General features: G+C 35.9%; 19 protein-coding genes. 15 read left to right on the forward strand and 4 right to left on the reverse strand.

Annotated elements, in window-relative coordinates:
- The first annotated feature begins 11 nt into the window (after positions 1 to 11).
- From lacZ to galT, 3 genes are all read left to right on the forward strand, one after another.
- Positions 12 to 3,029, forward strand: a complete 3,018-nt coding sequence (gene lacZ / locus LB941_RS00580; RefSeq protein WP_253358549.1) for a beta-galactosidase, LacZ type — start codon at positions 12 to 14, stop codon at positions 3,027 to 3,029.
- A gap of 188 nt (positions 3,030 to 3,217) precedes the next feature.
- Positions 3,218 to 4,381: a galactokinase gene (locus tag LB941_RS00585; RefSeq protein WP_253358550.1), complete on the forward strand. Its 1,164-nt coding sequence runs from the start codon at positions 3,218 to 3,220 to the stop codon at positions 4,379 to 4,381.
- A 25-nt stretch (positions 4,382 to 4,406) separates the two neighbouring features.
- The gene (gene galT, locus LB941_RS00590) at positions 4,407 to 5,891 is read left to right on the forward strand and encodes a UDP-glucose--hexose-1-phosphate uridylyltransferase (protein WP_253358551.1); all 1,485 of its coding nucleotides are present in this window, start codon (positions 4,407 to 4,409) and stop codon (positions 5,889 to 5,891) included.
- Positions 5,892 to 6,025: 134 nt separating this feature from the next.
- On the opposite strand, the gene gad is transcribed toward galT, so the two are convergent.
- Both gad and LB941_RS00600 read right to left on the reverse strand, forming a co-directional pair.
- The gene (gene gad / locus LB941_RS00595; RefSeq protein ID WP_253358754.1) at positions 6,026 to 7,429 is read right to left on the reverse strand and encodes a glutamate decarboxylase; all 1,404 of its coding nucleotides are present in this window, start codon (positions 7,427 to 7,429) and stop codon (positions 6,026 to 6,028) included.
- Between the two features lie 90 nt (positions 7,430 to 7,519).
- Positions 7,520 to 7,882: a hypothetical protein gene (locus tag LB941_RS00600; protein ID WP_253358552.1), complete on the reverse strand. Its 363-nt coding sequence runs from the start codon at positions 7,880 to 7,882 to the stop codon at positions 7,520 to 7,522.
- A 704-nt stretch (positions 7,883 to 8,586) separates the two neighbouring features.
- On the opposite strand from LB941_RS00600, the gene ilvB reads away from it, so the two are divergent.
- From ilvB to LB941_RS00635, 7 genes are all read left to right on the forward strand, one after another.
- On the forward strand, positions 8,587 to 10,275 hold the full coding sequence (ilvB, locus tag LB941_RS00605) for a biosynthetic-type acetolactate synthase large subunit (protein ID WP_253358756.1): 1,689 nt from the start codon (positions 8,587 to 8,589) through the stop codon (positions 10,273 to 10,275).
- A 206-nt stretch (positions 10,276 to 10,481) separates the two neighbouring features.
- On the forward strand, positions 10,482 to 11,492 hold the full coding sequence (ilvC, locus tag LB941_RS00610) for a ketol-acid reductoisomerase (RefSeq protein WP_253358553.1): 1,011 nt from the start codon (positions 10,482 to 10,484) through the stop codon (positions 11,490 to 11,492).
- 180 nt (positions 11,493 to 11,672) lie between these two features.
- The gene (gene ilvA, locus LB941_RS00615) at positions 11,673 to 12,947 is read left to right on the forward strand and encodes a threonine ammonia-lyase IlvA (protein WP_275979966.1); all 1,275 of its coding nucleotides are present in this window, start codon (positions 11,673 to 11,675) and stop codon (positions 12,945 to 12,947) included.
- A gap of 18 nt (positions 12,948 to 12,965) precedes the next feature.
- Complete coding sequence (locus LB941_RS00620) at positions 12,966 to 13,748, forward strand: ABC transporter ATP-binding protein (RefSeq protein WP_253358554.1); 783 nt, start codon at positions 12,966 to 12,968, stop codon at positions 13,746 to 13,748.
- 21 nt (positions 13,749 to 13,769) lie between these two features.
- A complete protein-coding gene (locus tag LB941_RS00625) occupies positions 13,770 to 14,168 on the forward strand; it encodes a Rid family detoxifying hydrolase (RefSeq protein ID WP_253358556.1) in 399 nt (132 codons plus the stop codon).
- Positions 14,168 to 15,958 (forward strand): dihydroxy-acid dehydratase, encoded by a 1,791-nt coding sequence (ilvD, locus tag LB941_RS00630; protein ID WP_253358557.1) that lies wholly within the window; start codon positions 14,168 to 14,170, stop codon positions 15,956 to 15,958. Before LB941_RS00625 ends, ilvD begins: the two co-directional genes overlap by 1 nt.
- A gap of 23 nt (positions 15,959 to 15,981) precedes the next feature.
- A complete protein-coding gene (locus LB941_RS00635) occupies positions 15,982 to 16,968 on the forward strand; it encodes a bile acid:sodium symporter family protein (RefSeq protein ID WP_253358558.1) in 987 nt (328 codons plus the stop codon).
- Between the two features lie 242 nt (positions 16,969 to 17,210).
- Here LB941_RS00635 and LB941_RS00640 read toward each other — a convergent pair whose 3' ends face one another.
- Entirely contained in the window at positions 17,211 to 18,650 is a 1,440-nt protein-coding gene (locus LB941_RS00640; RefSeq protein WP_253358559.1) for a 6-phospho-beta-glucosidase, read from the reverse strand.
- Positions 18,651 to 18,921: 271 nt separating this feature from the next.
- On the opposite strand from LB941_RS00640, the gene LB941_RS00645 reads away from it, so the two are divergent.
- The 5 genes from LB941_RS00645 (at position 18,922) to LB941_RS00665 (ending at position 25,059) form a co-directional block, all read left to right on the forward strand.
- Positions 18,922 to 19,095 carry a hypothetical protein gene (locus tag LB941_RS00645; protein ID WP_253358560.1) on the forward strand — a complete coding sequence of 58 codons (174 nt, stop codon included), beginning with the start codon at positions 18,922 to 18,924 and terminating at the stop codon, positions 19,093 to 19,095.
- Between the two features lie 175 nt (positions 19,096 to 19,270).
- Positions 19,271 to 20,782, forward strand: coding sequence for an accessory Sec system glycosyltransferase GtfA (gene gtfA, locus LB941_RS00650; protein ID WP_253358561.1), 1,512 nt, complete (start codon positions 19,271 to 19,273; stop codon positions 20,780 to 20,782).
- The gene (gene gtfB / locus LB941_RS00655) at positions 20,782 to 22,116 is read left to right on the forward strand and encodes an accessory Sec system glycosylation chaperone GtfB (protein WP_253358562.1); all 1,335 of its coding nucleotides are present in this window, start codon (positions 20,782 to 20,784) and stop codon (positions 22,114 to 22,116) included. Before gtfA ends, gtfB begins: the two co-directional genes overlap by 1 nt.
- A 273-nt stretch (positions 22,117 to 22,389) precedes the next feature.
- A complete protein-coding gene (locus tag LB941_RS00660) occupies positions 22,390 to 23,862 on the forward strand; it encodes an amidase family protein (RefSeq protein ID WP_253358564.1) in 1,473 nt (490 codons plus the stop codon).
- 78 nt (positions 23,863 to 23,940) lie between these two features.
- Positions 23,941 to 25,059, forward strand: a complete 1,119-nt coding sequence (locus tag LB941_RS00665) for an aminotransferase (protein ID WP_253358566.1) — start codon at positions 23,941 to 23,943, stop codon at positions 25,057 to 25,059.
- A 168-nt stretch (positions 25,060 to 25,227) separates the two neighbouring features.
- Here LB941_RS00665 and LB941_RS00670 read toward each other — a convergent pair whose 3' ends face one another.
- Positions 25,228 to 26,907: an alpha-glucosidase gene (locus LB941_RS00670; protein WP_253358568.1), complete on the reverse strand. Its 1,680-nt coding sequence runs from the start codon at positions 26,905 to 26,907 to the stop codon at positions 25,228 to 25,230.
- Positions 26,908 to 26,909: the final 2 nt, after the last annotated feature.

Genomic DNA, 26,909 nt, shown 5'->3' on the forward strand with positions numbered 1-26,909 from the left:
AGGATGTTACGATGAAAGAAAATGCACCTACGCTAGAATGGTTAGAAAATCCAGAAGTATTTGCGGTCAACAAAATATCAGCTCATTCAGATCATAAATATTATCAAACTTATACAGAAGAACAAACGGGGAAGATGCGCTTACGCCAATCTCTAAATGGAACATGGAAATTTAATTTTGCGAAGAACCCTTCTTTACGGGTTAAAGACTTTTATAAGCTAGATTTTGATGTGAGCGGATTTGATAATATTCAAGTCCCAGGCCATATTCAAACACAAGGATATGATAAAAACCAGTACATTAATACAATGTACCCATGGGATGGATTAGATGAATTACGCCCTCCTTATATTTCAAAAGAATATAACCCAGTTGGGTCGTATGTAAAAGAATTTGAAGTAAATGATGATTTAAAAGACAAGAAGACATTTATTTCATTTCAAGGAGTGGAAACGGCATTTTATGTGTGGTTGAATGGTCATTTTATTGGGTATGGAGAAGATGCATTTACACCTACGGAATTTGAAATTACAGAGTTTTTACAAGCGGGGACAAACAAACTAGCAGTTGAGGTTTATAAAAGAGCAAGTTCTAGTTGGATAGAAGATCAAGATTTTTGGCGTTTTTCTGGAATTTTTCGTGATGTGTATTTGTATGCAATACCTAAGACGCATTTACAAGATATTTTTATTAAGCATGAATTGACTAGTGATTATACCATAGGCAAACTGGCTATTGATGCAAAAATTCAGGGTGAGGTAAGTGAAACGACGATCTCTTTTATTTTACGAGACGTAAATAAAAAAGTAGTCTATGAAACTTATGTAGAAGGCAAAAATGAAGTTAAGTTAACTGCAGATATCGGGGAAGTTTTACCGTGGAGTGCAGAACAACCTAATTTGTACACACTAGAGACAGCTATTTTACATGATTCGGAGTTAATTGAAGTAGTTTCACAAAAGATTGGTTTTAGAACTTTTGAGATGAAAGACGGTATAATGCTACTAAATGGCAAACGGATAGTTTTCAAAGGTGTAAATAGGCACGAATTTGATTATAAACGTGGGCGGGCAATTACTGCTAAAGAAATGTTGTGGGATATTAAATTTATGAAGCGGCATAATATTAATGCAGTTCGAACTTCACACTACCCAAATCAAAGTCTATGGTATGATTTATGTGATGAATATGGAATTTATCTAATTGGTGAAACTAATCTTGAAAGCCATGGTTCATGGCAAAAATTAGGTAAATGTGAGCCTAGCTGGAATGTTCCAGGCAACAAACCAGAATGGAAAGAAAATGTTTTAGATCGTGCAAATAGTATGTTTCAACGAGATAAAAATCATTCGGCGATTTTAATATGGTCGTGTGGAAATGAGTCTTACGCAGGAAGCGATATTTTAGCGATGTCTAACTTTTTCCATGCTGTCGATGATACAAGGCTTGTACATTACGAAGGGGTATTTTGGAATCGTGATTACAACGAGACTAGTGATATGGAAAGTAGAATGTATGCTAAACCAGCTGAAATAGAAGAATATTTAAAAGCTAAGCCGAAAAAACCCTATATTTCATGTGAGTATATGCATGCTATGGGTAATTCAGTTGGTGGTATGAGTTTATATACTGATTTAGAAGACAAGTATCCGCAATATCAGGGAGGATTTATTTGGGATTACATTGATCAGTCAATCATGAAGCATAATGAGTTTGGACAAGATGTGCTAACATATGGTGGCGATTGGGATGATCGTGCTACTGACTATGAATTTTGTGGTGACGGAATTGTTTTTGCTAATCGGACGCCTTCACCCAAAGCGCAAGAAGTTAAACAACTATACGCTAACGTTAAATTAACAGTTACACCTAAACTAGTTACTATAAAAAATGAAAATTTATTTAGCGATACAAGTGCAACTTATTTCCATGCTAGTTTGAAATTAGATGGGCATCTGATTTGGAGTACTAACTTTGATTTGAATGTAGCGGCTGGTCAAACAAAAACACTAGCGTTAGATTTTCCTGAAGAAAAGCAGGCGGGAGAATATACGTACGAAGTGAGTCAATGCTTGCGCAAGAATACGTTATGGGCTGAAGCAGGCTACGAATTAACATTTGCACAAAAAGTGATTCAAGTGAAAAAAGAAGTTACAAATACGAGCCTGCCAAAACTTAAAGTTGTTCATGGCGATGTGAATATTGGAGTACATGGTGCTGATTTTAGTGTGTTATTGTCAATAGCAGAAGGCGGATTGATTTCGTATGTTCATGCGGGAACAGAATACATTACCCGCACACCGAAAACTAGTTTTTGGCGTGCTATGACAGATAATGATCGGGGTGTAAAACATGGATTTGACCGTGGAATGTGGTTAGGTGCAGGCTTATATCAAAAACATGTTGATGTTGATGTCAAAGAAGATGCTGAAAGTGTGACGGTAACGTTTAAGCATCAACTGGCTTTGCCAGGAGAAATTTTCCATACGGTAGCATATACAGTTGATGCAACTGGAAAGGTAACAGTTACAGCGAAGTATCCAGGGTACGCTAATTTACCATCAATACCGGCATACGGGATGGACTTTAAACTTAAATCACCATATCAAAATGTACATTATTATGGTTATGGTCCAGAAGAAAATTATTGTGATCGGATGCAAGGTGCTCGTTTAGGTATTTTTGAAACAACAGCTAGCAAAAATAAAGCTCCTTATTTAGTACCACAAGAAACAGGGAATCATGTTGGAACACGTTGGCTCGAAGTGACAGATGATTTAGGTCATGGCTTAAGATTTAAAGCTGTCAAGACGCCATTTGAAATGAGTGTTTTACCAAATAGTGAATATGAGTTAGAAAACGCAACTCATCAAGAAGAGTTACCGGCAGCCCATTTTGTTTGGGTACGTATACTAGCAGCACAGATGGGTGTAGGTGGCGATGATTCATGGGGAGCACCAGTGCATAAGAGATATTGGTTACCAGCTGATGAGGCGCTAGAAGTATCTTTTACAATTGAAGGCATTTAAATAATAAAGATTCTGTTGTTAGTTGGCGAAAAGTCGATTAATAACAGAATTTTTTGCGTTAAAAAATTAACTAGTAAAAAAAGTTATTATAAGTAAATATTAACTAAAATAATTCTTGAAATTTTACCAAAATAAAGTTAGAATAGAAATGTAAATAAAACGTTTTCTAATGTTAAGGGGATAGAATTATGAATAAACAAGAAATAATGCAAGAGTTTACTAAAGTATTTGGTCAACAAGCAGATGCTGCTTTCTTTTCACCAGGACGCATTAACTTAATTGGAGAACATACTGACTATAATGGCGGACATGTTTTCCCATGTGCTATCACTTTAGGAACATATGGTGCAGCGCGTAAACGTGATGATGATTTACTCCGCTTTTATTCTGCTAATTTTGAGAAACAAGGTATTATTGAAGTTCCATTACAAGATTTGCATTTTGATAAAGCAGATAGTTGGACCAATTATCTTAAAGGAATGATTTTATTTTTACAACAAGCAGGTCATACAATTGATAAAGGGATGGATATTTATTTAAACGGTAATATTCCTAATGCGTCAGGATTATCTTCTTCTGCTTCTATTGAGTTATTGATGGGTGTCATTGCAGAAGAACTATTCTCATTAGATGTGAAACGCCTAGATTTAGTAAAATTAGGCATGAAGACGGAAAATGAATTTATTGGTGTTAATTCAGGAATAATGGATCAATTTGCTGTTGGTATGGGTAAAGAAAATCGAGCTATTTTATTAGACACTAATACCTTAAAATATGACTTGGTACCGTTGGACTTAAAAGACAATGTAATTGTAATTATGAATACAAACAAACGTCGCGAGTTGGCTGATTCAAAATATAACGAACGTCGCAGTGAATGTGAAACAGCTGTTAAGGAATTACAAGCTAAATTACAGATTAAAACATTGGGTGAACTAGATTTACAAACATTTGATGAATACAGCTATCTTATTGCAGATGAAAACCGTTTGAAGCGGGCACGTCATGCTGTGTGGGAAAATCAAAGAACATTACAAGCGCAAGATGCTTTACAAGCCGGTGAATTAGAAAAATTTGGTCGTTTAGTTAATGCATCCCATGTCTCTTTAGAACATGATTATGAAGTTACAGGAATTGAACTAGATACGTTAGCACATACCGCATGGAAGCAAGCCGGAGTGTTGGGTGCGCGTATGACTGGAGCCGGTTTTGGCGGTTGTGGTATAGCACTAGTTGATAAAAATCATGTAGAGGAATTTAAGCAAAATGTCGGTCAAATCTATACTGAGAAAATAGGCTATGCACCAGCATTTTATATTGCTGAAATTGCAGATGGTACAAAAGTGCTATAAGCATTTAACTAGCGGGGTAATTGAGATGGAAGATTTATTACTAGATAAATTTGTAACAGGTGTGATTGAAAATAGCGATTATTTAGAAATGGATCGTATTTATTTGAATAATCGTGTAGTTGCTTTAGTTGGAGAACAAGGCTGTAAGCAACATACCACAAAGACAGAATTGATTGATTTAAAAGAAGAATTAGTAAAAGTTGCGTTCCAAAATGGTAAAGTGGGCGAAACACTTAACGAACAAGATGAACTAGGGGCACAACTAATGAATTTCATTACACCAACGCCTAGCAAGGTTAATTGCCAGTTTTGGGATACGTATGCTAAAAGCTCAGAACAAGCAATTAGTGAATTCTATGCATTGAGCAAACGTAATGATTATATCAAAACAAAGGCAATTGCAAAGAATATCTACTATACTGTAGAGACTGAATATGGCAACTTAGAAATAACGATTAATTTATCAAAGCCAGAAAAAGATCCTAAAGCAATTGCGGCAGCAAAAAAGATAAAGGCCACGGGTTATCCAGCTTGTCAGTTATGCATGGAAAATGAAGGCTATCAAGGTCGAATTGATTATCCAGCACGTGCTAATCATAGAATTATTCGTTTTGATATGAATGGAAAACCATGGGGCTTTCAGTACTCACCGTATGCCTATTTCAATGAACATTGTATTTTCTTAGATAGTATCCATGAGCCTATGAAAATTAGTGATAAAACGTTTGGGCAACTGTTAAACATTGTTGATCAATTTACCGGTTATTTCGCGGGGAGTAATGCAGATTTACCAATTGTAGGCGGTTCGATTCTAACGCATGAACATTATCAAGGTGGGCGCCATGTTTTTGCGATGGAAAAAGCACCAATTGAGTTACCATTACATTTTACAGATTATCCAGAAGTAGAGGCTGGAATTGTTAAATGGCCAATGTCTGTAATTCGAGTAAGTAGCAAAAATAAAACACAATTGATTGAACTAGCAACTAAGATTTTATCTAAATGGCGAACCTATTCAGATGAAGATTTACAAATCAAGGCTCAATCTGAGGGCGAATTGCACCATACAATTACACCAATTGCACGAAAAAAAGAAGACAAATTTGAGTTAGATCTTGTTCTAAGAGATAATCAAACATCAAGTCAATATCCGGATGGAATTTATCATCCACATAAGGATGTCCAGCATATTAAAAAAGAGAATATTGGGTTGATTGAAGTTATGGGGTTAGCAATTTTACCACCGCGGCTAAAAACTGAGATGCATGAAGTTGAGAAATATTTATTGAAACAACCAAATGAGATGGCAGCATACCATAAAGTTTGGGCAGACGAAATTGCACAAAAGCATGCTGAATTAAATGCTGAAAATGTAACGGCAATCGTTAAAGAAGCAATTGGACAGGTCTTTAAGCGAGTGTTGGAAGATGCAGGTGTTTATAAGCAAAATGAAGAAGGAAAAGCGGGCTTTTTACGCTTTGCCCAGTTTGTTGGATTAAATAAAAATTAATTATAACGTACTAGCGGTTATAATATGTATTAGTTTTAATAGCTAGTAAAAAATAAAAAAGTATATTCTACACAAAAAATCGTCTTTTATTCTGCTTTAAAAGACGATTTTTTGTACTTGTATTAATGTTATCTTTAGTGCGTAAAGCCATATGGTTTAAGTTCTTTTTTCTTATGAAAAACAATATGGGCGTGGTTAAGATCTGTAATAGCCTGCTTCATATCTTCTACGTAATCATGGGCCATTCCCATTCCAAAGTCTGCACGGACAACTAAGCGTTGCACCTCAATGTTATCTAAGTTTGTTGGTAATGGATAGGCAGGAACTTGCCACCCTTTCATTGCTAAGCGATCAGCAAGATCGTATAATGTCCATTCAGCTGGAGGTGTTTGTTTGTGGCGATAACAAATAATTGGCAAATGGGTACCATCATTTATCAATTCAAAGATTCCAGTTTTTTCAATTTCTTTTGCTAAGTAGGTTGCAACATCATGAGTGCGTTTATGGATTTCATGGTAACCATCAAAGCCGTAGCGCACAAAATTGTAATATTGACCGATTATTTGGGCGGCACTACGGGAAAAATTAATCGCCATAGTTGACATTTGACCACCTAAATAACTAACTTTGAAAATGAGTTCTTCTGGTAAAAAAGCTTTGTCACGCCATAAAATCCAACCGATACCAGGATAAACTAAGCCATATTTGTGACCAGAGGTATTGATTGAAATGACATTTTTTAGTTTGAAATCCCAATTAACTTCTGGTTCCATAAAAGGGGTGTATAATCCACCTGATGCAGCATCAACATGAATGTATACCTTATAGTCGGTTTGCTGGTTGTAACTTTCCACTAATTTATCAAGCTGTTCAATATTATCATATTCACCAGTATACGTAATGCCCATAATGCCAACAATTCCAATTGTATATTTGTCAACATAATTCATAACAGTTGCCATGTTTAAGGAGTGATGGGTATTATCCATTGGAACGGTACGTAATTCAATATCCCAATATTTGCAGAACTTTTCCCAACAAACTTGATAGCCGGAAGATATAACAAGATTTGGCATCTTAGCATTGATATCTAAGCCTAATTTTTTAACACGATTGCGCCATGAAAATTTCATTGCCATCCCACCAAGCATGCAAGCTTCAGAAGAGCCGACGGTTGAAGTGCCCATGAATTCATCATGTGGTTGTGTATGCCAGAGATTAGCAATCATATTAACACAACGATTTTCAATTTCAGCAGTTCGGGGATATTCAGATTTATCAATAGCATTTTTTTCAAGAGATTCGCTCATTAATTTAGTGGCTTCGGGTTCCATGTAGGTTTGACAAAATGTGGCTAGATTTAAACGTGCATTTCCTTCATCTAAAAGCTGGTCTTTAATTACTTGATAGGCTATACGCGGTGCTACTGCGCGCTTATCTAACTTATACTTGGGCAAATCATGATCTTCACTATAAGAACCAAAGATAGGGTCGACGACTTCACGGTTTTCACGATCTTTTTTTCCATACAATGTCATATACATCTGTCCTTTCTCATTAAAAAAATGCTTTGTGATATCGCTATCAAAAATAAGAACAAGCTAACTTATAACCTACAGCTAAGTTACTTAGTGACGTGCTGAGTGATAATTGTGGGCACTTTTTATTTTATGTGTATGTTGCTTAAATTTAGGATGTTGTGTTTCAGTCAAGACAAAGTTTTTCATCTTACCAGTAAAAGGTTTATTTTGAACACGAATTTGTGTCCAGCTTTGCATCGCAGTAATCATCGCATTAAGACTGGCTAACTGTTTAGGATTATTTTCTCGAATGGCTTCGCGATAAATATCACTTTGTAGTCGTTGGATAAGGTTGGTATGGTAGTTTAGTAGTTCCTTAGTTAATGGAGCATGGCGATATTGATTAAATAATTTTTGGATGGTTTCCATAGCATCATTAACATTTTGTGGTTTTACATAACGGTTTTGCATCTAATAGAAATGCTCCTTCAAGCTTTTCTTTAAGTGTACCGCAAATAATAAGAAAGATAAATTTATCTAGTGGATATTTGAAAATTATTAATTTAGAAAAGCGATAACTCTGTTTGTTAGATATCTTATATGTTATTGAATTGTGTTAAAAAATGGGCCATGAATTAGATTGTGAATAACTAATTTTTAAAAAGGCTATTCTTATAGGAACTTGAAGGGACGATTAAAATTTGTATAGAATTATTGCAAAAAAATGTTGACAGACAAAAATAAGCCGTGTAGTATAGCACACATAGAATAAATATATTCTAACTTGGCTTTAATTATTCCAAGAGAAGGCAGATATAATTATCTAGCTTTAAAAGATTTTATAAGTTTTTAAGTTGTTAAATAGAAAATCAAATTAATTTGAAAGGAGTTAAATCACATGCGCAGCCCAATCAATGGTATAGCTTTAGTAGCTAACATCGTCATTATTAGCCTAGTCATTATTACCACATGCGAGTGTGATTTAATGCCTAAGCAACTTTGAGTTATCAAAGTTAAGGTATAAAACCCACCGCATTGGTTTTTAATTGCGGTGGACAAGAAGCATCCATCGCAATTGATGGGTGCTTTTTTTGTAGCTAGTACAAAAATTAAAGGAGGTGATGCTAGAGTACCAAGCATTTTAGTTTAAACAAGGAGGTGATGATTTGTCACAATTGGAAGAAATAAAAACAGTTAGTACAGTTGAACAAAATGGATCAGAATTACTTTTAACAGAATTGGAAAAACAAGGTGTAGAGATCGTTTTTGGTTATCCAGGTGGAGCTGTATTACCACTTTATGATGCAGTTTACTGTAAAGCATTTCATAACATTTTAGTCCGACATGAACAAGGTGCGGTTCATGCGGCTGAAGGTTATGCTAAGTCGACTGGGAAACCAGGAATCGTTTTTGTTACCTCTGGTCCAGGGGCAACTAATGCAATTACAGGAATTGCTGATGCTAAAAGTGATTCAGTTCCATTAATAATTTTTACTGGACAAGTAGCAACAAAGGCTTTAGGAACTGATGCATTTCAAGAAGCAGATATTGTTAACATAACTAGACCAATAACAAAGAAAAGTTTTCAAGTAAATAATGCAACAGAATTACCTAAGATTGTTAGAACGGCTTTTGGAATAGCAATGAGTGGCCGTAGTGGTCCAGTTGTTATCGACTTACCCAAAGATATCATGTCTCAAACGGTAGAAAAGCCACAAGCATTTGAGTTACAAGTACCAACCGGACCAGATCTTCCAGCCGGGGCAGTAGCAACTTTAGCTAAAAGACTTTCAAAAGCGCAACGACCATTATTGTTAATTGGTGGTGGAGTTGCAGCTGCCAACGCTGCTAGTGAGGTTCGACAATTTGTAAAGAAGTATCAAATACCGGTTGTCACAAGCTTGCTGGGATTGGGAATTATTCCAGCAGATGAGCCTTTGTTTTTAGGTATGGGTGGTATGCATGGTACATATGCTGCTAATATGGCATTAGCAAATTGTGATTTGTTGTTAAACATCGGCTCGCGTTTTGATGATAGGTTAGCAACTAAACCGACAGAGTTTGCTAAAAATGCTTGGATTGCACATCTAGATATCGATCCACATGAATTAAACAAAATTGTTTCGACAGATTTAGCTTTGGTAGCAGATGCTAAGTCAGCACTTCAAAGTTTATTGGCTGCTGATTTTGAACCACCGGCAGCTAAAAAATGGTGTCAACAGATAAAAAAGTGGCAGCTTGATTATCCGTATCGCTATCAAACAGAAGTTGGAACAATTAAACCGCAAGAAGTTGTTGAGGAAGTTGGCAGACTAACTCATGGAGATGCAATTATAGTTACTGATGTTGGTCAACATCAAATGTGGGCAGCTCAATACTATCCGTTTAAACACCCCCGTCAATTAATCACAAGTGGGGGGCTAGGAACAATGGGATTTGGTTTACCAGCAGCAATGGGAGCTAAAATCGCAAATCCACATACGGAAGTTGTTTTATTTGTTGGTGATGGTGGAATTCAAATGACCATCGAAGAATTGGCAGTAATTAAGCAGTACGACATAGATATAAAGATTATTCTATTAAATAATCAGGCATTAGGAATGGTCCGTCAGTGGCAGGATTTATTCTACAAAAAAAGACGTTCTCAAACAATTTTTAATAGTCAACCAAATTTCATTACATTAGCCCAAGCATACGGCATAGAAAGTTTAAAATTCAATCCCAATAATTGGAAAAAAACATTGGCAGATGTTTTTTCAAAAAAGCACTGTGTTTTGGCAGAAACGCAGATACCACAACTTGAAGAAGTGACACCAATGATAGCACCAGGATCACCTAATCAGGCCATGATGGGGATTGATTAAATACAATCTGTGTAAAGTAAATTTAGTTTGAATTGAAGAAAATCAATTCATAAAAATTATTTTAAAAACGTCACGATAGATAATTAAGGACTTAACTTCAAACGCTAATCATGGTTAAATGCGCTTAAAAATCAATCTTAGGTACATTCTACATGATTAGAGCAAAAAATTAAAGTTTAATACCCAAATACTAGGAGGAATTTAGAATGAGTGTAGAAATGTTATATGAAAAAGATGTCAACACAAACTATTTAGCAGGAAAGAAAGTAGCTTTTATCGGTTATGGTGCACAAGGACATGCTCAAGCTAACAACTTGCGCGATTCAGGTGTAGACGTAATTGTTGGTATTCGTCCAGGTAAATCATACGATAAAGCTAAAAAAGACGGCTTTGAAGTTTACTCAGTTGCAGATGCAGCTAAGCAAGCTGATTGGGTACAGATGTTGACACCAGATGAAGTTATGGCAGATATCTATAAAAAAGAAGTTGCTCCATATTTGGAAGCTGGAAATGTCTTGGGCTTTTCTCATGGTTTTAATGTATATTACAAGGAAATTGTTCCACCAGCAGATGTTGATGTTGTTATGATGGCACCTAAAGGCCCAGGTAACTTATGCCGTAGAACTTATATGGAAGGCTTTGGGGTACCAGCACTTTATGCAACTTATCAAGATGTATCGGGGCATGCTGAAGACTTAGCAAAAGAATTTGCTAAAGCTAATGGAGCAGCTCGTGCAGGATTATTGAAGACAACTTTCAAAGAAGAAACAGATGAAGATTTGTTTGGTGAACAAAATGTATTGATGGGCGGGGTTACAGCCTTGATTGAAACTGGGTTCGAAGTATTAGTTGAAGCAGGTTATTCACCACAATTGGCTTACTTTGAAGTTGAACATGAAATGAAATTAATCTGTGATTTAATCTATGAGGGCGGCTTTGCAAAAATGTATAACGATTGCTCAAATACATCCGAATATGGTTCATATACTCGTGGACCACGTGTTGTTAATGCTGAATCGAAAAAGGCAATGGAACAAAACTTGCGTGAAATCCAAGATGGTACATTTGCTAAAGAATTCATGGCCGATTATCGTGATGGCTTCAAGAAACTTTATGGTTTCCGTGAAGAAATGCAAAAATCACAGTTACAACAAGTTGGTGAAGAATTACGTGCGAAGATGCCATTTGTTAAAGAAGCAGATAAGTATAGTGACTAATTAAAAACATAAAGAGAGCGCAAAAAATTATTTATAAAGCCACATATAGCAATTAAGCAGCAAAAAAGCTTTATATAAAAACTAATTTTTAAAATGCGATAAAAGCTGATAAATCAGATTTTATAGGCAAAAGCCTCTCTCGCATACATATTTGAATATTAAAAGAAAGTTGGTGTAGTAGTGGATATATTAACAGAGAAAAAATTGTTAGATAAAAATAGTGTAGAAATGGCTTATAAGGTGTTACAACCGATTATTACGCAAACGCCGCTCCAATATGATGCATATCTCTCGCAAAAATATCATTGTCAGGTTTATCTAAAGCGTGAGGATTTGCAAATTGTTCGGTCTTTTAAGTTACGAGGAGCCTATTATGCAATTGCACAAACACCAGAAGAGGTAAGGAAAAAAGGTGTTGTTTGCGCAAGTGCAGGCAATCATGCTCAAGGAGTAGCCTGGACATGTCATCAAATGCAAGTACCTGCAATTATTTTTATGCCAACTACTACACCCAAACAAAAAATTGAACAGGTTCGTTTTTTTGGAAAAAAGCAAGTAACTATTAAATTAATAGGTGATACGTTTGATGCAGCAGCAGCGGCGGCACAAGAATACTGTCAACAAAATAATTTAACCTTCATCGCTCCTTTTAATGATTTAAAAACGATGGCAGGGCAAGGTACGATAGCTGTTGAGATTTTTAAAGCAGCTAAAAAAGCTGAGTTAGAAGTTGACTATTTGTTTAGTGCTATTGGCGGTGGCGGACTAATAAGTGGAGTAGCGGCGTATACAAAAGCAGTTAGCCCGCAGACTAAAGTAATAGGAGTTGAACCCACTGGGGCAGCGTCTATGGCTGCGGCATTTGAACTTGGACATCCCGTGACATTAGCAACAATGGAAAAATTTGTTGATGGTGCAGCAGTTAAAACGGTTGGAGAGCTAACATACCTCAATGCTAAGAACTATGTTGATCAACTAACAACGGTAGCAGAGGGACATGTTTGCACAACAATTTTAGAATTATACAGCAAAGAAGCAATTGTAGCCGAACCAGCTGGTGCATTAAGTGTTTCCGCACTTGATAATTTTAAAGATGAACTTGTTGGAAAAACGGTAGTTTGTGTTATTAGCGGAGGAAACAATGATATTGGACGGATGCAGGAAATTAAAGAGCGTTCTCTAGTTTACGAAGGGGAGCAACGGTACTTTGTTGTTAATTTTCCACAACGACCAGGAGCATTAAAAGAATTTGTTAACCAAATTTTAAATCCTGATGATGATATTACGAAATTTGAATATACAAAGAAAGTAAACCGAGGAAAAGGTCCTGTTTTGATAGGTGTTCGTCTAGGCAATCGGAATAATACTGCAAGTTTACAAGCTAGATTGCATGAGTTTGATCCTCATTATATTGATCTTAAAGAAAATCAAATGCTTTATGAAATGATGGTTTAAGCAAGGAGGAATAAGCTTTTGGATGAGATTTTAAACTTTGAGCAAGTGTCCTTGCAGCGAAAAAATCGATTTATTTTACAAAACATTAATTGGCAAGTAAAGCCTAAAGAAAACTGGGCAATCTTAGGATTAAACGGTGCTGGGAAAACCACACTTTTAAAAATGATTCATGGAGATTTATGGCCGACAAGTGGGCAGCTAACCGTTCTAGATCAAGTTTTTGGAAAGACAAATATTCCAGCATTAAAGCGTAGAATCGGATGGGTAAGCAGCGCTTTACAAGACTGGTTACATCAAGGTGATTTGGTTGAACAAATAGTATTATCCGGGAAATTTGCCAGTATAGGCTTATATGAAAAGTATACTGCTAAAGAAATGCAAGAAGCTAAAACAACGCTTGAGCGTTTAGGCGGGACAAAACTTTTGGGGAAAACATATCAAATTTTATCACAAGGTGAACGGCAATTAGTTCTAATCGCTAGAGCATTGATGGCTAAACCAGAATTATTGATTTTAGATGAGCCTTGTAACGGATTAGATTTGTTTGCTCGCGAACAACTGCTAAATAAAATTACGATGATAGCTAATCAAGCTGATAGTCCAGCTCTACTAATGGTTTCGCATTATACAGAAGAACTTTTACCTTGTTTTGATCATTTAATGCTCTTGAAAAAAGGGGAAATTTATAAACGGGGCAAACGAGCAGAATTATTAACACCAGAAGTCTTAGGTGACTTTTATGGAGCACCAATTAAGCTATTAACAGCCGCAGACAAACGAGTAATTGTTTATCCAGGTTAACAATCGAGGAGTGAAATAAAAATGAATCAAGTAATTGCAACAACTAAAGCACCAAGTGCGCTAGGACCATATTCGCAAGCTGTTAAATGTGGAAATACAGTATATTGTTCGGGTCAAATAGGACTAAATCCAGGAACAGGAGAGCTAGCTTCTGGAGTACAGAATCAAGCTAAGCAGGCATTGAGTAATTTAAAAGCTGTTTTGAAAAAAGCGGGCTTTGCTCCAGCAGAAATTGTTAAGGTAACAATATTTATGACAGAAATTGCTAATTTTCAATTGGTCAACCAAGTTTATGGAGAATTTTTTGCTGATAGTAAAGTTTTACCAGCACGGTCAGCAGTTGGAGTTCAAGCTTTACCAGCGGGAGCATTAGTTGAAATAGAAGCAATTGCTGAAAAAAATGAAAAGGAGACAATGTGATGAGTGATACTTTAAATTTTTCAATTGACGGTGATGAAATCAGAAAACGGAGCGATACGATTACAGAAGGTGTGGATCGAGCACCTGGACGTAGTTTGTTATATGCTACCGGGCAAGTTAAAGATCCAGCAGATATGAAAAAACCATTCATTGCAATCTGTAATTCATATGTTGAAATTATTCCTGGACATGTACATCTGCGTGAATTAGCTGAGATTGCAAAAGAAGAAATTCGTAAAGCTGGAGGTGTTCCTTTCGAATTTAATACAATTGGTGTTGATGATGGGATTGCCATGGGTCATATTGGAATGCGTTATTCTTTACCGAGCCGAGATCTAATTGCCGATTCTGCCGAAACAGTTATTAATGCTCATTGGTTTGATGGGGTACTATATATGCCAAACTGTGACAAAATCACACCCGGAATGTTAATGGCAGCCGCTCGTACAAATGTTCCAGCTGTTTTTGTTTCCGGTGGGCCTATGAAAGCAGGACTAGATCCACATGGAAAAGCTGCGACATTATCGACTGTTTTTGAAGCAGTAGGAGCATTTAAAGATGGAAAAATGAGCAAGCAAGATTTCTTAGAACTTGAACAAAATGCTTGTCCCGGTTGTGGTTCTTGTGCAGGAATGTATACTGCAAATTCAATGAATTCATTGATGGAAGCGATGGGAATGGCATTACCTTATAATGGAACAACTTTGGCCGTTTCTCCAGAAAGAAAGGAATTAGTCAGAAAAGCAGCTCGACAAGTAATGTATAACGTTGAACATAATATACGACCAAAAGATGTAATGACAAAAGAAGCATTTGATGATTGTTTTGCTCTAGATATGGCAATGGGTGGCTCAACTAATACTGTTTTACATGGATTGGCAATTGCACATGAAGCTGGAGTTGAATACAGCGAAGAAAGAATCAATGAGATTGCTAAGAAGACACCACATCTTGCTAAAATTGTGCCATCTTCAGTATGGACAATGGAAGATGTTCATTTAGCTGGTGGAATTCCTGCGATTATGAACGAATTAATTGAAAAAGGTGGAATTTTACATCCAGATCGAGTTACCGTTACTGGTAATACAATTCGTGAAAATGTTGCTGGAGCACATACCTTGAACCCAGAAGTAATTAGACCGCTAGATAATCCTTATTCACAGCAAGGCGGACTCTCAATTCTATATGGAAATATTGCTAAAGATGGGTCTGTAATCAAGGTCGCTGGAGTTGATCCTGATATTAAGAAATTTGTTGGTAAAGCTATCTGTTTTGACTCGCATGATGCAGCAGTAGCAGGGATAGATGACGGCACAGTTAAAGCTGGAGATGTTGTAGTTATTCGATACGAGGGACCAAAAGGTGGACCGGGAATGCCAGAAATGTTAAATCCAACTTCAAATATTATTGGACGAGGGTTAGGCAGAACAGTTGCTTTAATAACTGATGGTCGTTTTTCAGGGGCCACTCACGGAATTTGTGTAGGTCACGTTTCACCAGAAGCAGCTGCTGGTGGTGAGATTGCTTTAATTAAAGATGGGGATCAAATTACAATTGATTTGGAGAAACGGACATTGGATGTGGAGGTTAGTGCCGCTGAATTAACCGCAAGACGTAAAGAATTGCGACCATTTGAACCTAAGGTCCGTTTTGGATATTTAGCGCGTTATCAATATTTAGTAACTTCAGCTAATACGGGGGGGATTTTAAAAGGAGCCGATGAACTATTCGGAGCAGCAACTAAAAAGCAGCAAATTGCAGATAATTCGCAGTGCAGATGTAAGAAATAATTTAAAATGAAGAGGAGAAAAGAATGGATAAAATTGAAAAATTTGGGCGTTTTGTAGGTCGTTGGTTTACATTATTAGTTGTACTATGGGCAGCTTTCAACTACGTTTTACCACAAACAAGTCTGTGGATAGTACCTAAAACAGCGTATCTATTAGGAATTATATTATTTGGAATGGGCTTAACGTTAAAATTAGAAGACTTTGAAAGAATTATCAAAAAACCCATTCCAGTTATTGCGGGAACGGTTGCGCATTATGTAATAATGCCAACACTAGCTTGGTTGCTGTGCTTAATTTTTCAACTAAAAGGTGCCACTGCAGCAGGTGTTATCTTAGTTGGCTCATGTCCAAGTGGAACATCATCTAGTGTAATGGCATATTTAGCTGGTGGTGATGTAGCGTTAGATGTTTCGATAGAAACACTATCAACACTATTAGCACCTTTAGCTTTACCAGGACTTTTATTATTGTTTGCTGGAAAATATGTTGCAATTCCAACAACGTCTTTGTTTGTCAGTACGATAGAAATAGTGTTAATCCCGATAATTTTAGGGGTAGTTATCCACTCTGTTTTTGGAAGAAAGATTGAACGAATAACTAAAGCTTTGCCGCTAATTTCGCAAGTTGCTATTTTAATGATAATCGGTGCAGTTATTTCAGCTAATCATGCGAATCTGTTTACTGCATCAACAGCGCTAGTAATTCCAGTTGTTATGTTGCACAATCTTTCAGGCTATGGTTTGGGGTATTTGTTTTCAAGGGTAATTCGGTTACGTGATCCGCAAAGAAAGGCAATTACTTTTGAAGTTGGAATGCAAGACTCAAGTTTAGGAGCAACACTTGCGATGAAGTACTTTGCACCAGCTGCAGCTATCCCATCAACTATTTTCAGTATTTGGCATAATATCTCAGGTTCAGTTTTATCATCATATTGGCGAAATAAAACTGATAATAAAGCCAAGTCTAATAGTGAAAAAGAGCAGACTTTCGTACTAAAAAATGAAAACTAGTTTTGAAGTTAGGTATATTGTGCTTAACGAAGATATAGTATTTGCTAAAAATAGTTATCGTGAGTATTAAAATAATAAAAAGAGTTCGGATTTTGAGACATATCACAAAGTTAAAGTGAAAATCACTTAACTTTAGAGGTATACATCATCTTTCCGGACTCTTTTAACTATTCAATTGTTTTTCATTAATACCACGGTGTAAGCTTTTATTTTTTATATTAAACCTCTACACAAACAGAAGATTAATTTAAATCTGCACCATCGGTTTTGATGACCTTTTGATACCAGTAAAATGAGTCTTTGCGACTACGCGCAAGATCGCCATTACCCTCATCGTCTTTATTAACGTAGATAAAGCCATAGCGCTTAGACATTTGACCAGTACCTGCAGAAACTAAGTCAATGCAACCCCATGGTGTATAGCCCATTAAATCAACTCCATCTAATGTAACAGCTTTCCGAACTTCTTCTAAGTGAGCACGTAAATAAGCAATTCGATATGGATCATGAATGCTACCATCATTTTCAACCTTATCAACGGCACCTAAGCCATTTTCAACAATGAAAAGTGGTAAATGGTAACGGTCGGTTAATGCATTTAGGGAATAACGTAATCCGACAGGATCAATTTCCCAATCCCAGTCACTCTTTTCAACGTAAGGATTTGATACGATTACATCTTCTGGATCAGATAAGTCGTCAGGAGCAACTTTATCAGCGGAAACAACCATTGATTGATAATAACTAAAACCAATATAATCAACAGTTCCCTCTTTTAGAACAATGCGATCTTCTTCAGTGATATCAGGACGGAAATCGTTTCGTTCAATATAAGCTTCAACGTTAGCGGGATAATAACCCCAGCATTGAACATCTGAGAACCAATTGCGGCGTTGATCTGCACGTTGTGCCATTAAAACGTCAGCTGGCTTTGAAGTTGCAGGGTAAATTGGTGTAAAGTTAATCATTGTACCAATCATAAAATCAGAATTAATTTTTTTACCTTCTTTAACTGCTAAGGCACTTGCGACTAATTCATAGTGGGCAGCTTGATACATAGCTGCTTCATTATTAGAGTCATTATTAAGTAATAAACCTGAGTTGGTACACATTAAAAAGTCATTGTTGAAGCGACTTTGATTATCAATCTCGTTGAAGGTCATCCAGTACTTAACTTTATTTTTGTAACGTTTAAAACAAGTTGTGGCAAAGCGAACAAAGAAATCGATAACTTTGCGATTTGCAAACCCACCATATTCTTCAACTAAATGATAAGGCATTTCAAAATGGGCTAGTGTAACAACTGGTTCAATGTTGTATTTCAAACATTCATCAAATAAGTCATCATAGAATTGCAAACCAGCTTCATTTGCTTCTGATTCATCGCCTTGTGGAAAAATACGAGTCCAAGCAATTGAAGTTCTGAAACATTTGAAGCCCATTTCTGCGAAAAGTTTTACATCTTCTTTATAATGATGGTAAAAGTCGATACCATCATGGTTAGGATAATTTTTACCTGGAATAACACCTGCTGTAATTTCACGTGGAATCTTGTTGGCACCTGCTGTCATAACATCGGCGACACTGACACCTTTACCACCAGCTTGCCAAGCACCTTCTAATTGATGAGCAGCAACTGCACCGCCCCAAAGAAAATTTTTAGGAAATTTTGCTTCTGTCATTATAAAACTCCTCTCGGTTAAAAACTATTTTCATAAATTAAAAACGCTTCCTACACGCTTATTCTATGTTATTGGTACAAATTAGTCAAGTTCCAATAACAATAAAATTTAATTAATAATTTCGACAATATAGATATCCAAGATATGTGGAAGAAATCAATGGAATTTACTTGACTAAACGGGTTAAAGCAAGCTAGAGTTGATGTATAAATTATTAGTGTAAAACAGAATTAAGATAACTATTTTTAAGAATAATAAGGGGAAATTTAAAATGACGACTAAAGAAGACAAAGAGCGGCAAGCTAAAATTAATGCACTTATTCACCGTTTGGACAATATGGATGAAGATGGATGGGAAAAAGAGCATAAGAAAAATGTGCAAACGTGGGTGGAACATTCTTTGACAAAAACAGTTCCAATGGAAAATGACAAACAAGACAAATGATAGTGAATATTAATAGTCTATTTAGTTATGTGTAGACTGAAAAAAATTCAGGGTGCACATAGCTTTTTTGTTTTTTCTAAAAAACAAGTAAAAACTTTAATATTGATTAAAACAGGGTAAGTTCATTACATAAAAATGTTATATTATAGAACAAATAAGTTAAGGAGCTAAAGAAATGACAGTCTATAGTTTTAATTTAGGCATTGGTTGGGCTAATAGTGGGGTTGAATATGCTGAAGCATATAGAGCCAAATTATTGCGAAACTTAAAGATCCCAGCTAAATTTATTTTTACAGACCTAGTATTAAATGAAAATATTGAGCACCTAACTGCAAATTTAGGTTTAAAAGACGAAGAAATTATCTGGATGTATTCATATTTTACAGATATTAAAATTGCTAAGACAACGTATACACTTGAAAAGCTAAAGGATAGCCTTGCTGCTAAAATAGTTGATGAAAGACGCGATGGAGCTGTTATTCACCTATATTTTGAAGGTGAGAATAACTGGGTAGCGGCATATATGAAAGATCCAACTAGTTCATATGTCGAGCGAGCTGAATTTGTTTCTAATAATTGTTTATATCGTAAAGACTATTATTCATATACAAGAGTACTTACAGAATACTACACGCCCCGTGATAATCGAGCTTATCTTTATCAACGACGATTTTTTAATGAAGATGGAACAACGGCTTATGAAGAGCTTTTAGATGGGGATAGTGAATCTCTTTTTCGTTTTCCTGATAAGGTTATTTATTCTAAAGCAGAACTTGTTGCCTATTTCATTGCCCAATTAAAGATGAAAACGGGCGATATTGCTTTATTAGATAGAGCATCAGGAATTGCACAACAACTTTTTGAAAACAAAGGCCAGGCTAAATTAGGCGTGATGATTCATGCTGATCATTTTAGTGAAAATTCAACGGATGATAACTATATTCTATGGAATAATTATTATGATTATCAATTTAATAATTCAGAAGTTGTGGACTTTTATGTGGTGGCAACTCAAGCGCAAAATGATCTTTTAACCAATCATTTTAAAAAGTATCTGCATCAACAACCTCAAATATACACTATTCCAGTAGGTAGTATCGAAAAATTAAATAAGCCAACGAAACCGCGGAGAAAATTTGCTTTAATGACAGCTTCACGTTTATCAGCAGAAAAGCATGTCGATTGGTTGGTTGAGGCGGTAGTTCAGGCGCATGAAAACTTACCTAAATTAACCTTGGATATTTATGGCGAAGGAGAAAGTCTTGAACAAATAAGAGAATCAATTGAAAAGCAGCAAGCAGGAGCGTATATTCACCTGTTAGGTCATCAAGATATACAGGATAAATATATAAACTATAGTGCATATGTGACGGCATCAACAACAGAAGGGTTTGGATTGTCATTACTAGAAGCACTTGGCTCAGGACTGCCATTAGTAGGTCTAAATGTCAGATACGGGATGCAGACATTTGTTGATAATGGTCAAAACGGCTTTGTTTGTCCATGGAGTGAAGCAGTAAGTTCACCTGAAGTAATTAAAAATTTGGCAGCTGAAATTTGTAAATTATTTGAACAAGATTTACAGAAATTTGAAAGCAATTCTTATACTAAAGCGAAAAATTTCTTAGAAGAAAAGGTTCAGGCTAGCTGGAAAGAACTTATCTTAGCACAAGGAGGTCAAAACTAATGTTAAATCTATTTGAGAGCTACACAGATGAAACCGCCATGCTATACAATTCTTTGCAAACAGCAGGATTTACGCAAGCAACGGTTGTTGTTGAAGACAATGGTTTTTTGCCAGATGAAGTTGAGTCACCTTATAAGTATTATATAGAAAAGACGGAACCCTTGAAAAAGGGGAAACCGTTATTTTTTAATCAAGTAAAGATACCTAAATATTGGGAAATAATTGGCGATTCAAAAGAAGCTGGTATATATGATTTAGGAAAAAAGCGCGCTAATATTAATTACACAGAGCCTAAAGATCGGCGTTTAGTTAAAGAAGTTGCTTGGTTAGATGATAAACAAAATATTCGGTTGGTGGAACATTATAATAAATACGGTTGGTGTTATGCCAAGACAAGTTATAATTTACGAGCAGAACCGATAACAACTGCTTATTTCACTGCTTCAGGTAAAGAAATAATCGTAGAAAATCACGTCACAAAAGATATTACGCTTGCATATGCTGGAAAAATTTATAATTTTCCTTCTAAGACTGATTTTGTGGTACATTATTTGAAATTACGTAAATTTGATTTAGAGCGGATATTTTACAATTCTTTAGCGGTACCTTTTTTTGTTGTTTTACGCTTATCGTCTGAAATGGAGAATCAAGCACTTTTATTTTGGCAAGAAGCAATCACTGAAAAAATTCCAGACAACATGAAAATGATTTTGAATGCAGAAGAAAAGAGCACGCAAAAGATTATTTTAACAGATAGGATTGCTTATTTACGCTTACGAAAGCTTGTACCAATTAATGTTAAAAGCCGGATAAAGCAGTTAGGTTATATTTATAAGATAGTACGAAAAAATCAGTTACGTCCTGTTACATTAACCTTAACAGACACAGATCAGGTAGAAAAACTTGAAGAATTGGTTAGCAGTACACCGGAAGTTACATTTAATGTTGCTGCGTTAACTGATATGTCTAATAAACTATTGCGTTTATTGAAGTATCCTAATATTGTTTTATATCCGAATGCAAATACACAACGACTTAAAATTTTATGGGATGAAGCAGATATTTATCTGGATATTAATCATAGTAATGAAGTTCGAGATGCGACAAGAAGAGCATTTGAAAATAATATGTTAATACTTGGGTTTGAAAATACAGTGCATAGACCGCAATTAATTAATGAGGAAAATGTTTATGCTGTGTCGGATGCACAATTAATGGGTAAAAAGCTACAAAAAATTGCCCAAACTCCAGAGTTTATGGAAAAACTATTGAAAAATCAAGAGGAATATTCAGATGAAATGAATATTAGCAAGTATCAGGAAGTTTTAAAGTAAATACTAGAAAAATTCAGTGAGTGAGGAGTAAAAGGCGGTTAGTTTGAGAGCATTAGCAGTGTAATCTGGATAGATTCTGGATTGCGGGGTTGAGTGCAACTAACGGCCTTTTTGATGTATATTTTAGCGCTATGAGAAATAGTAATAAGGCTGAAACCTCTGTCTGAGAGTCTGCGATTATTTAGTTTTTCTAGTTCTATATTTAAAAACGTAAAAACTAAGTGTACAATAAAGATAACGATTTCAATAATGATAAGGGAGGAGTTAGCCGTCATGGTAGCAGATGCGACATACTGGGCAGATCAATTGCGTTTAGGTAGAGTTAGTTTTGAAGAAATGATACAAATGTTGCAACGCAAAATTGCAAATTTAAATCCGCAGCTCAATGCATTAGTTAGTTTCAACCCCGTGGTCGGGAAGAATACTTATCAACAGATGTTGGATGTTAATGACCAACTTTTTGCTGGGCTACCAGTACCTACGAAAATATTAAGTCAAGCAGCTACAGGCTTACCAGTGACTGCAGCGACTAAGTTATTTAAAGATGTAGTTGCCAAAGAGGATACAAATTTTATTAAGCAAGTAAAAAAAATTGGTCTTGTTCCTATGGCAACAACAAATGCCCCAGAGTTTGGCTTTAAAAATGTGACTGATTCGGTATTATATGGAAATGCATGTAATCCATGGAACTTAGCACATACACCAGGCGGATCTAGCGGTGGAGCTGCAGCAGCAGTTGCAGCTGGGATATTTCCATTAGCATTAGCAAGTGATGGTGGTGGGTCTATTCGAATTCCGGCTTCTTTTAATGGATTAGTGGGGTTAAAACCAACTCGTGGAACAATACCAGTTGGACCAGACAGTTGGCGTAGTTGGCAAGGAGCTGCTATTGATTTTGCACTAACAATCTCAATGCGTGATACCAAGCGCTTGTTTTATGGTTTAAGGTCTCAGGCAGATACAGCACCTTATCAAGCACCGCAAACAGAATGGATGCATTTTTTAGATGATGATTTTAGCACACGACCATTACGTGTAGCAATAAATACAAAATCTCCTGTAGGAACTCCAGTCGATGCAGCAGCTGTAGCAGCGGTAGAAAAAGCTGCTTCTTTTTTACAGTTAGAACTTGGTTGTGAGATAAAAGAAGATACACCTAAAATTGCTGGTCATGCCTCAATGGAAACATATTACGCAATGAATGGTGCTGAAACAGCGGCAATGTTTGATGAAATAGCGCAAAAAATTGGGCGAACGGTAACTCAAAAAGATGTTGAGCCGTTAACATGGGCACTTAATCAATATGGACAGCGACTTAGCGCTAAAAGTTATATCCAGACCTTGAATGCCTGGGATACTGCTGCGGATAAAGTTGATAGCTTTTTTACACAGTATGACTTGTATCTAACGCCAACAACAGCACAAACAGCACCTAAATTAGCTGCACGTACGGAAAATATTGTTCCAGAGTTGTTAGCGCCACAAGATATTTCAATAGAAGAAAATGCTGCTATGATTTATGAGATGTTTGAACCAAGTTTAGCAGTTACGCCATTTACACAACTGGCTAACCTAACTGGTAATCCAGCATTAAGCTTGCCGATAGCTATAAGTAAAAAAATGCCTTTAGGGGTTCAATTGATGGCTGCCAAAGGAAGAGAAGATGTTTTATTTGAAGTGGGCCATGCTTTTGAAGAAGCAGGAATGTTCAAGCTACCGCCATTCTACAATGGAATTGTTAATTAAGGGTGGGATGTTTGTTGAAAACTATAGCTATATCACGTATAGTTTACATAAGTACATTTCAAAGAAAGAGGCAGCAAGATGAAACTACCTGAATTTGGTGTAGAAGCATGGTTAAATAAATGGGAAACTAAGGCAACTTATGATATTTCACAAAGCTCAATTAAGGCACTAACCTTAGAAGAATTAATCGGTTTAGATGGAACTAGTGTTGCAGAATTTTTCAATAATTATGCAAAGCAACCATTAGATTATGGTGCAATTGAAGGCTCGGAAGAATTTAAAAGATTAGTAGCTCAGTTATATCAAAATATTAAACCTGATAGTATTTTACAAACAAATGGTGCAACAGGTGGGAACTTGTTAGCTTTATATGCACTTGTTGAACCTGGTGATGAAGTAGTATCCATGGTACCAAGTTATCAACAACTATATGATATTCCTAAGTCGTTTGGGGCTAAAGTTAAATTTGTCCATTTGCAAGAAAAAAATGGATGGCAGTTTAATATTAATGAGTTAAAAGAATTAGTAACAGAAAAAACTAAGATGATTACACTAAACAGTGCAAATAATCCCACTGGAACTTGGATTAAGAGAAAGGACCTTGAAGAAATAGTGGCAATTGCACGTTTGGTAGATGCATATGTATTAGTTGATGAGGTCTATGAACCGTTATTGCAAAAAGAGGATTTTGTTTCAATTGCTGATATTTATGAAAAAGGAATTGCATCTAATTCGATGTCAAAAACGTATTCGTTACCAGGAATTAGGATTGGATGGACGGCATCGAGTCTCGAAGTAGCCGATATTTTACGTAAGTATCGCGACTATACTATGATTTGTGGTGGTGTTTTGAACGATGCTTTAGCTATTCAGGCATTAAAAAATCGTAGGCAAATTATTTTACGTAATCAGCAGATAATCCAAAATAATATCGAAATAGTAAAAAACTGGGCGACAACAGAGCCTAAGGTTTCACTCGTCTTACCTCAAAATGTATCCACAGCGTTTATTAAACTAGAATTTGAAGAAGAAGATTATAGCTTTTTTACACGCTTATTAAAGAAAACAGGTGTCTTATTAATTCCAGGTGCTGCATTTGGATTTCCTAAGCATGCACGCTTGGGATATTGTTGTGATCCAGAGACATTACGTGTCGGTTTAAAAAAACTATCATCTTTTTTGCATGAAAATGATTAGTTAGAAAATAAAAGCAGAGTTTGGAACTTTTATTCCAGACTCTGTTTTTATTTTTGAATATATGAGTGTGTTCAAAGGTAGCTAGTCGTACATAACTTCGTCTACCTTAATGATCCTAATTACATTTTTAGTAATCGTCTTTGTTCCGTTAAGTAGCACGTACTATATTTATTTGATAGCCACAATAGCTTGGTATTTAGCTAGATGAAGCGAAGTATTTGTTTGAGTAACTGTAGATGAATTATTTAGGATAATTTTTCCAACAGAAACAGAAATATCGTAATGACAAGCTGAGAGGTTTACCAATACAAAAATTGTCTTGTTATCCAAATTACGAGTATAACCAATGACATTTTCAGGTAGTTCTTGGATTTCGTTAAGAGTGCCATCAATAAAAATGTCATTGTATAATGGATTGTTTCTAAGTTTGGCAAGCTGGCGATAAAAGTTCAGAGTTGAACTAGGATCTTTTTCCTCAGTAGCGACATCAATACCAATAGTATCTGTTCCCATAGCAAGCCAAGGAGAAACTTTTGAAAAACCAGCATATAGTGTATTGTTCCATTGCATAGGTGTTCTGGCGTTGTCTCTTGAGCGAGCATTGATGAGTTTAAGCGCATTAGATTTACTATAACCCTTTTTAAGTGCTATTTCATAGTTGTTAATTGAAGAAATATCATTGAATTCAGAGATATCCAAACGCTTAAAGTTTTTCATGCCAATTTCTTGTCCTTGATATATAAACGGAGTTCCTGGTAAGAAATAGTACATTGTAGCTAATGCTTTGGCTGCTAATGGAGTTTGCTCCTTTTTATTTTTGATTAACTTAGAAAGTACGCGCGGTTGATCATGATTTTCAAGGACATTTGCGGTCCAACCTTTTGCAGTTGTCGTAGCTTTATGAAAATCAAAAATAGTTTGTTTTAATTCTTTTACCTTCCAATCTGCACTACCACGATACCATTCATCTACATCTTTAATGTCGATGTTCATATAGCTAAAATCAAAAATCATAGAAAAATATCCGTTAGGGCCAATGAATTTAGGTAAATCACTATCGGGGACACCATATGCTTCACCTACTGTCAAGGCGTTATATTTATCAAATGTTTTTTCTTTAAGCTCATCTAAAAAGACATTCAAACCGGGCCGATTTTGGCCTTTTTTGGTTACTGAGACGAGACCATCGTCGCCATCAGCTGGCAAGCTAGCCCAATCAAGATCTTTCTTTAGGTGTGTGATAGCATCAATCCTGTAGCCAGCAATTCCTTTTTCAAGCCACCAATTAATCATTTGATAGATTTCAGCTCTTAGTTTAGGATTCTCCCAGTTAAGTTCTGGCTGCTGAGGAGCAAATGTATGGAAATAGAAGGTATTTGGTTCATTTGGAACTTTTGTCCAAGTCGAGCCACCAAAAATACTACGCCAATTATTTGGAACATTGCCATCAGTAGTCTTTTTGAAAATATAATAATCACGATAAGGACTGTTTGGATTTTTAAGTGCTTCTTTAAACCAGCTATGTTGATTTGAAGTGTGATTAACAACTAAGTCCATAATAATTTTGATTCCGAGTTGTTTACTTTTAGCCAGTAGTTCATCAAAATCAGCCATAGTTCCAAACCGTGGATCAATGGCTTGATAGTCTGAGATATCATATCCCATATCGACCATCGGTGATTGATAAATAGGTGAAATCCATAGCATAGTAACGCCTAAGGATTTTAAGTAATCTAAGTGAGCAATGATTCCTTGTAAGTCACCGATTCCATCGGCATTCGTATCTTGAAAAGAACGTGGATATACTTGATAAACTAATTCATTTTTCCACCAACGAGTATTAGACATAA

The sequence above is a fragment of the Ligilactobacillus ubinensis genome, assembly GCF_024160875.1.
GTDB lineage: Bacteria > Bacillota > Bacilli > Lactobacillales > Lactobacillaceae > Ligilactobacillus > Ligilactobacillus ubinensis.

Excerpts from the sequence above, each read along its gene's own strand:
- LB941_RS00600 (WP_253358552.1), bottom strand. The coding sequence starts at position 7,882 with ATGCAAAACCGTTATGTAAAACCACAAAATGTTAATGATGCTATGGAA.
- LB941_RS00660 (WP_253358564.1), top strand. The coding sequence starts at position 22,390 with ATGGTAGCAGATGCGACATACTGGGCAGATCAATTGCGTTTAGGTAGA.
- gad (WP_253358754.1), bottom strand. The coding sequence starts at position 7,429 with ATGACATTGTATGGAAAAAAAGATCGTGAAAACCGTGAAGTCGTCGAC.
- gtfA (WP_253358561.1), top strand. The coding sequence starts at position 19,271 with ATGACAGTCTATAGTTTTAATTTAGGCATTGGTTGGGCTAATAGTGGG.
- ilvC (WP_253358553.1), top strand. The coding sequence starts at position 10,482 with ATGAGTGTAGAAATGTTATATGAAAAAGATGTCAACACAAACTATTTA.
- ilvD (WP_253358557.1), top strand. The coding sequence starts at position 14,168 with ATGAGTGATACTTTAAATTTTTCAATTGACGGTGATGAAATCAGAAAA.
- LB941_RS00635 (WP_253358558.1), top strand. The coding sequence starts at position 15,982 with ATGGATAAAATTGAAAAATTTGGGCGTTTTGTAGGTCGTTGGTTTACA.
- LB941_RS00625 (WP_253358556.1), top strand. The coding sequence starts at position 13,770 with ATGAATCAAGTAATTGCAACAACTAAAGCACCAAGTGCGCTAGGACCA.
- lacZ (WP_253358549.1), top strand. The coding sequence starts at position 12 with ATGAAAGAAAATGCACCTACGCTAGAATGGTTAGAAAATCCAGAAGTA.
- LB941_RS00670 (WP_253358568.1), bottom strand. The coding sequence starts at position 26,907 with ATGTCTAATACTCGTTGGTGGAAAAATGAATTAGTTTATCAAGTATAT.
- LB941_RS00645 (WP_253358560.1), top strand. The coding sequence starts at position 18,922 with ATGACGACTAAAGAAGACAAAGAGCGGCAAGCTAAAATTAATGCACTT.
- LB941_RS00640 (WP_253358559.1), bottom strand. The coding sequence starts at position 18,650 with ATGACAGAAGCAAAATTTCCTAAAAATTTTCTTTGGGGCGGTGCAGTT.
- galT (WP_253358551.1), top strand. The coding sequence starts at position 4,407 with ATGGAAGATTTATTACTAGATAAATTTGTAACAGGTGTGATTGAAAAT.
- LB941_RS00585 (WP_253358550.1), top strand. The coding sequence starts at position 3,218 with ATGAATAAACAAGAAATAATGCAAGAGTTTACTAAAGTATTTGGTCAA.
- gtfB (WP_253358562.1), top strand. The coding sequence starts at position 20,782 with ATGTTAAATCTATTTGAGAGCTACACAGATGAAACCGCCATGCTATAC.
- LB941_RS00665 (WP_253358566.1), top strand. The coding sequence starts at position 23,941 with ATGAAACTACCTGAATTTGGTGTAGAAGCATGGTTAAATAAATGGGAA.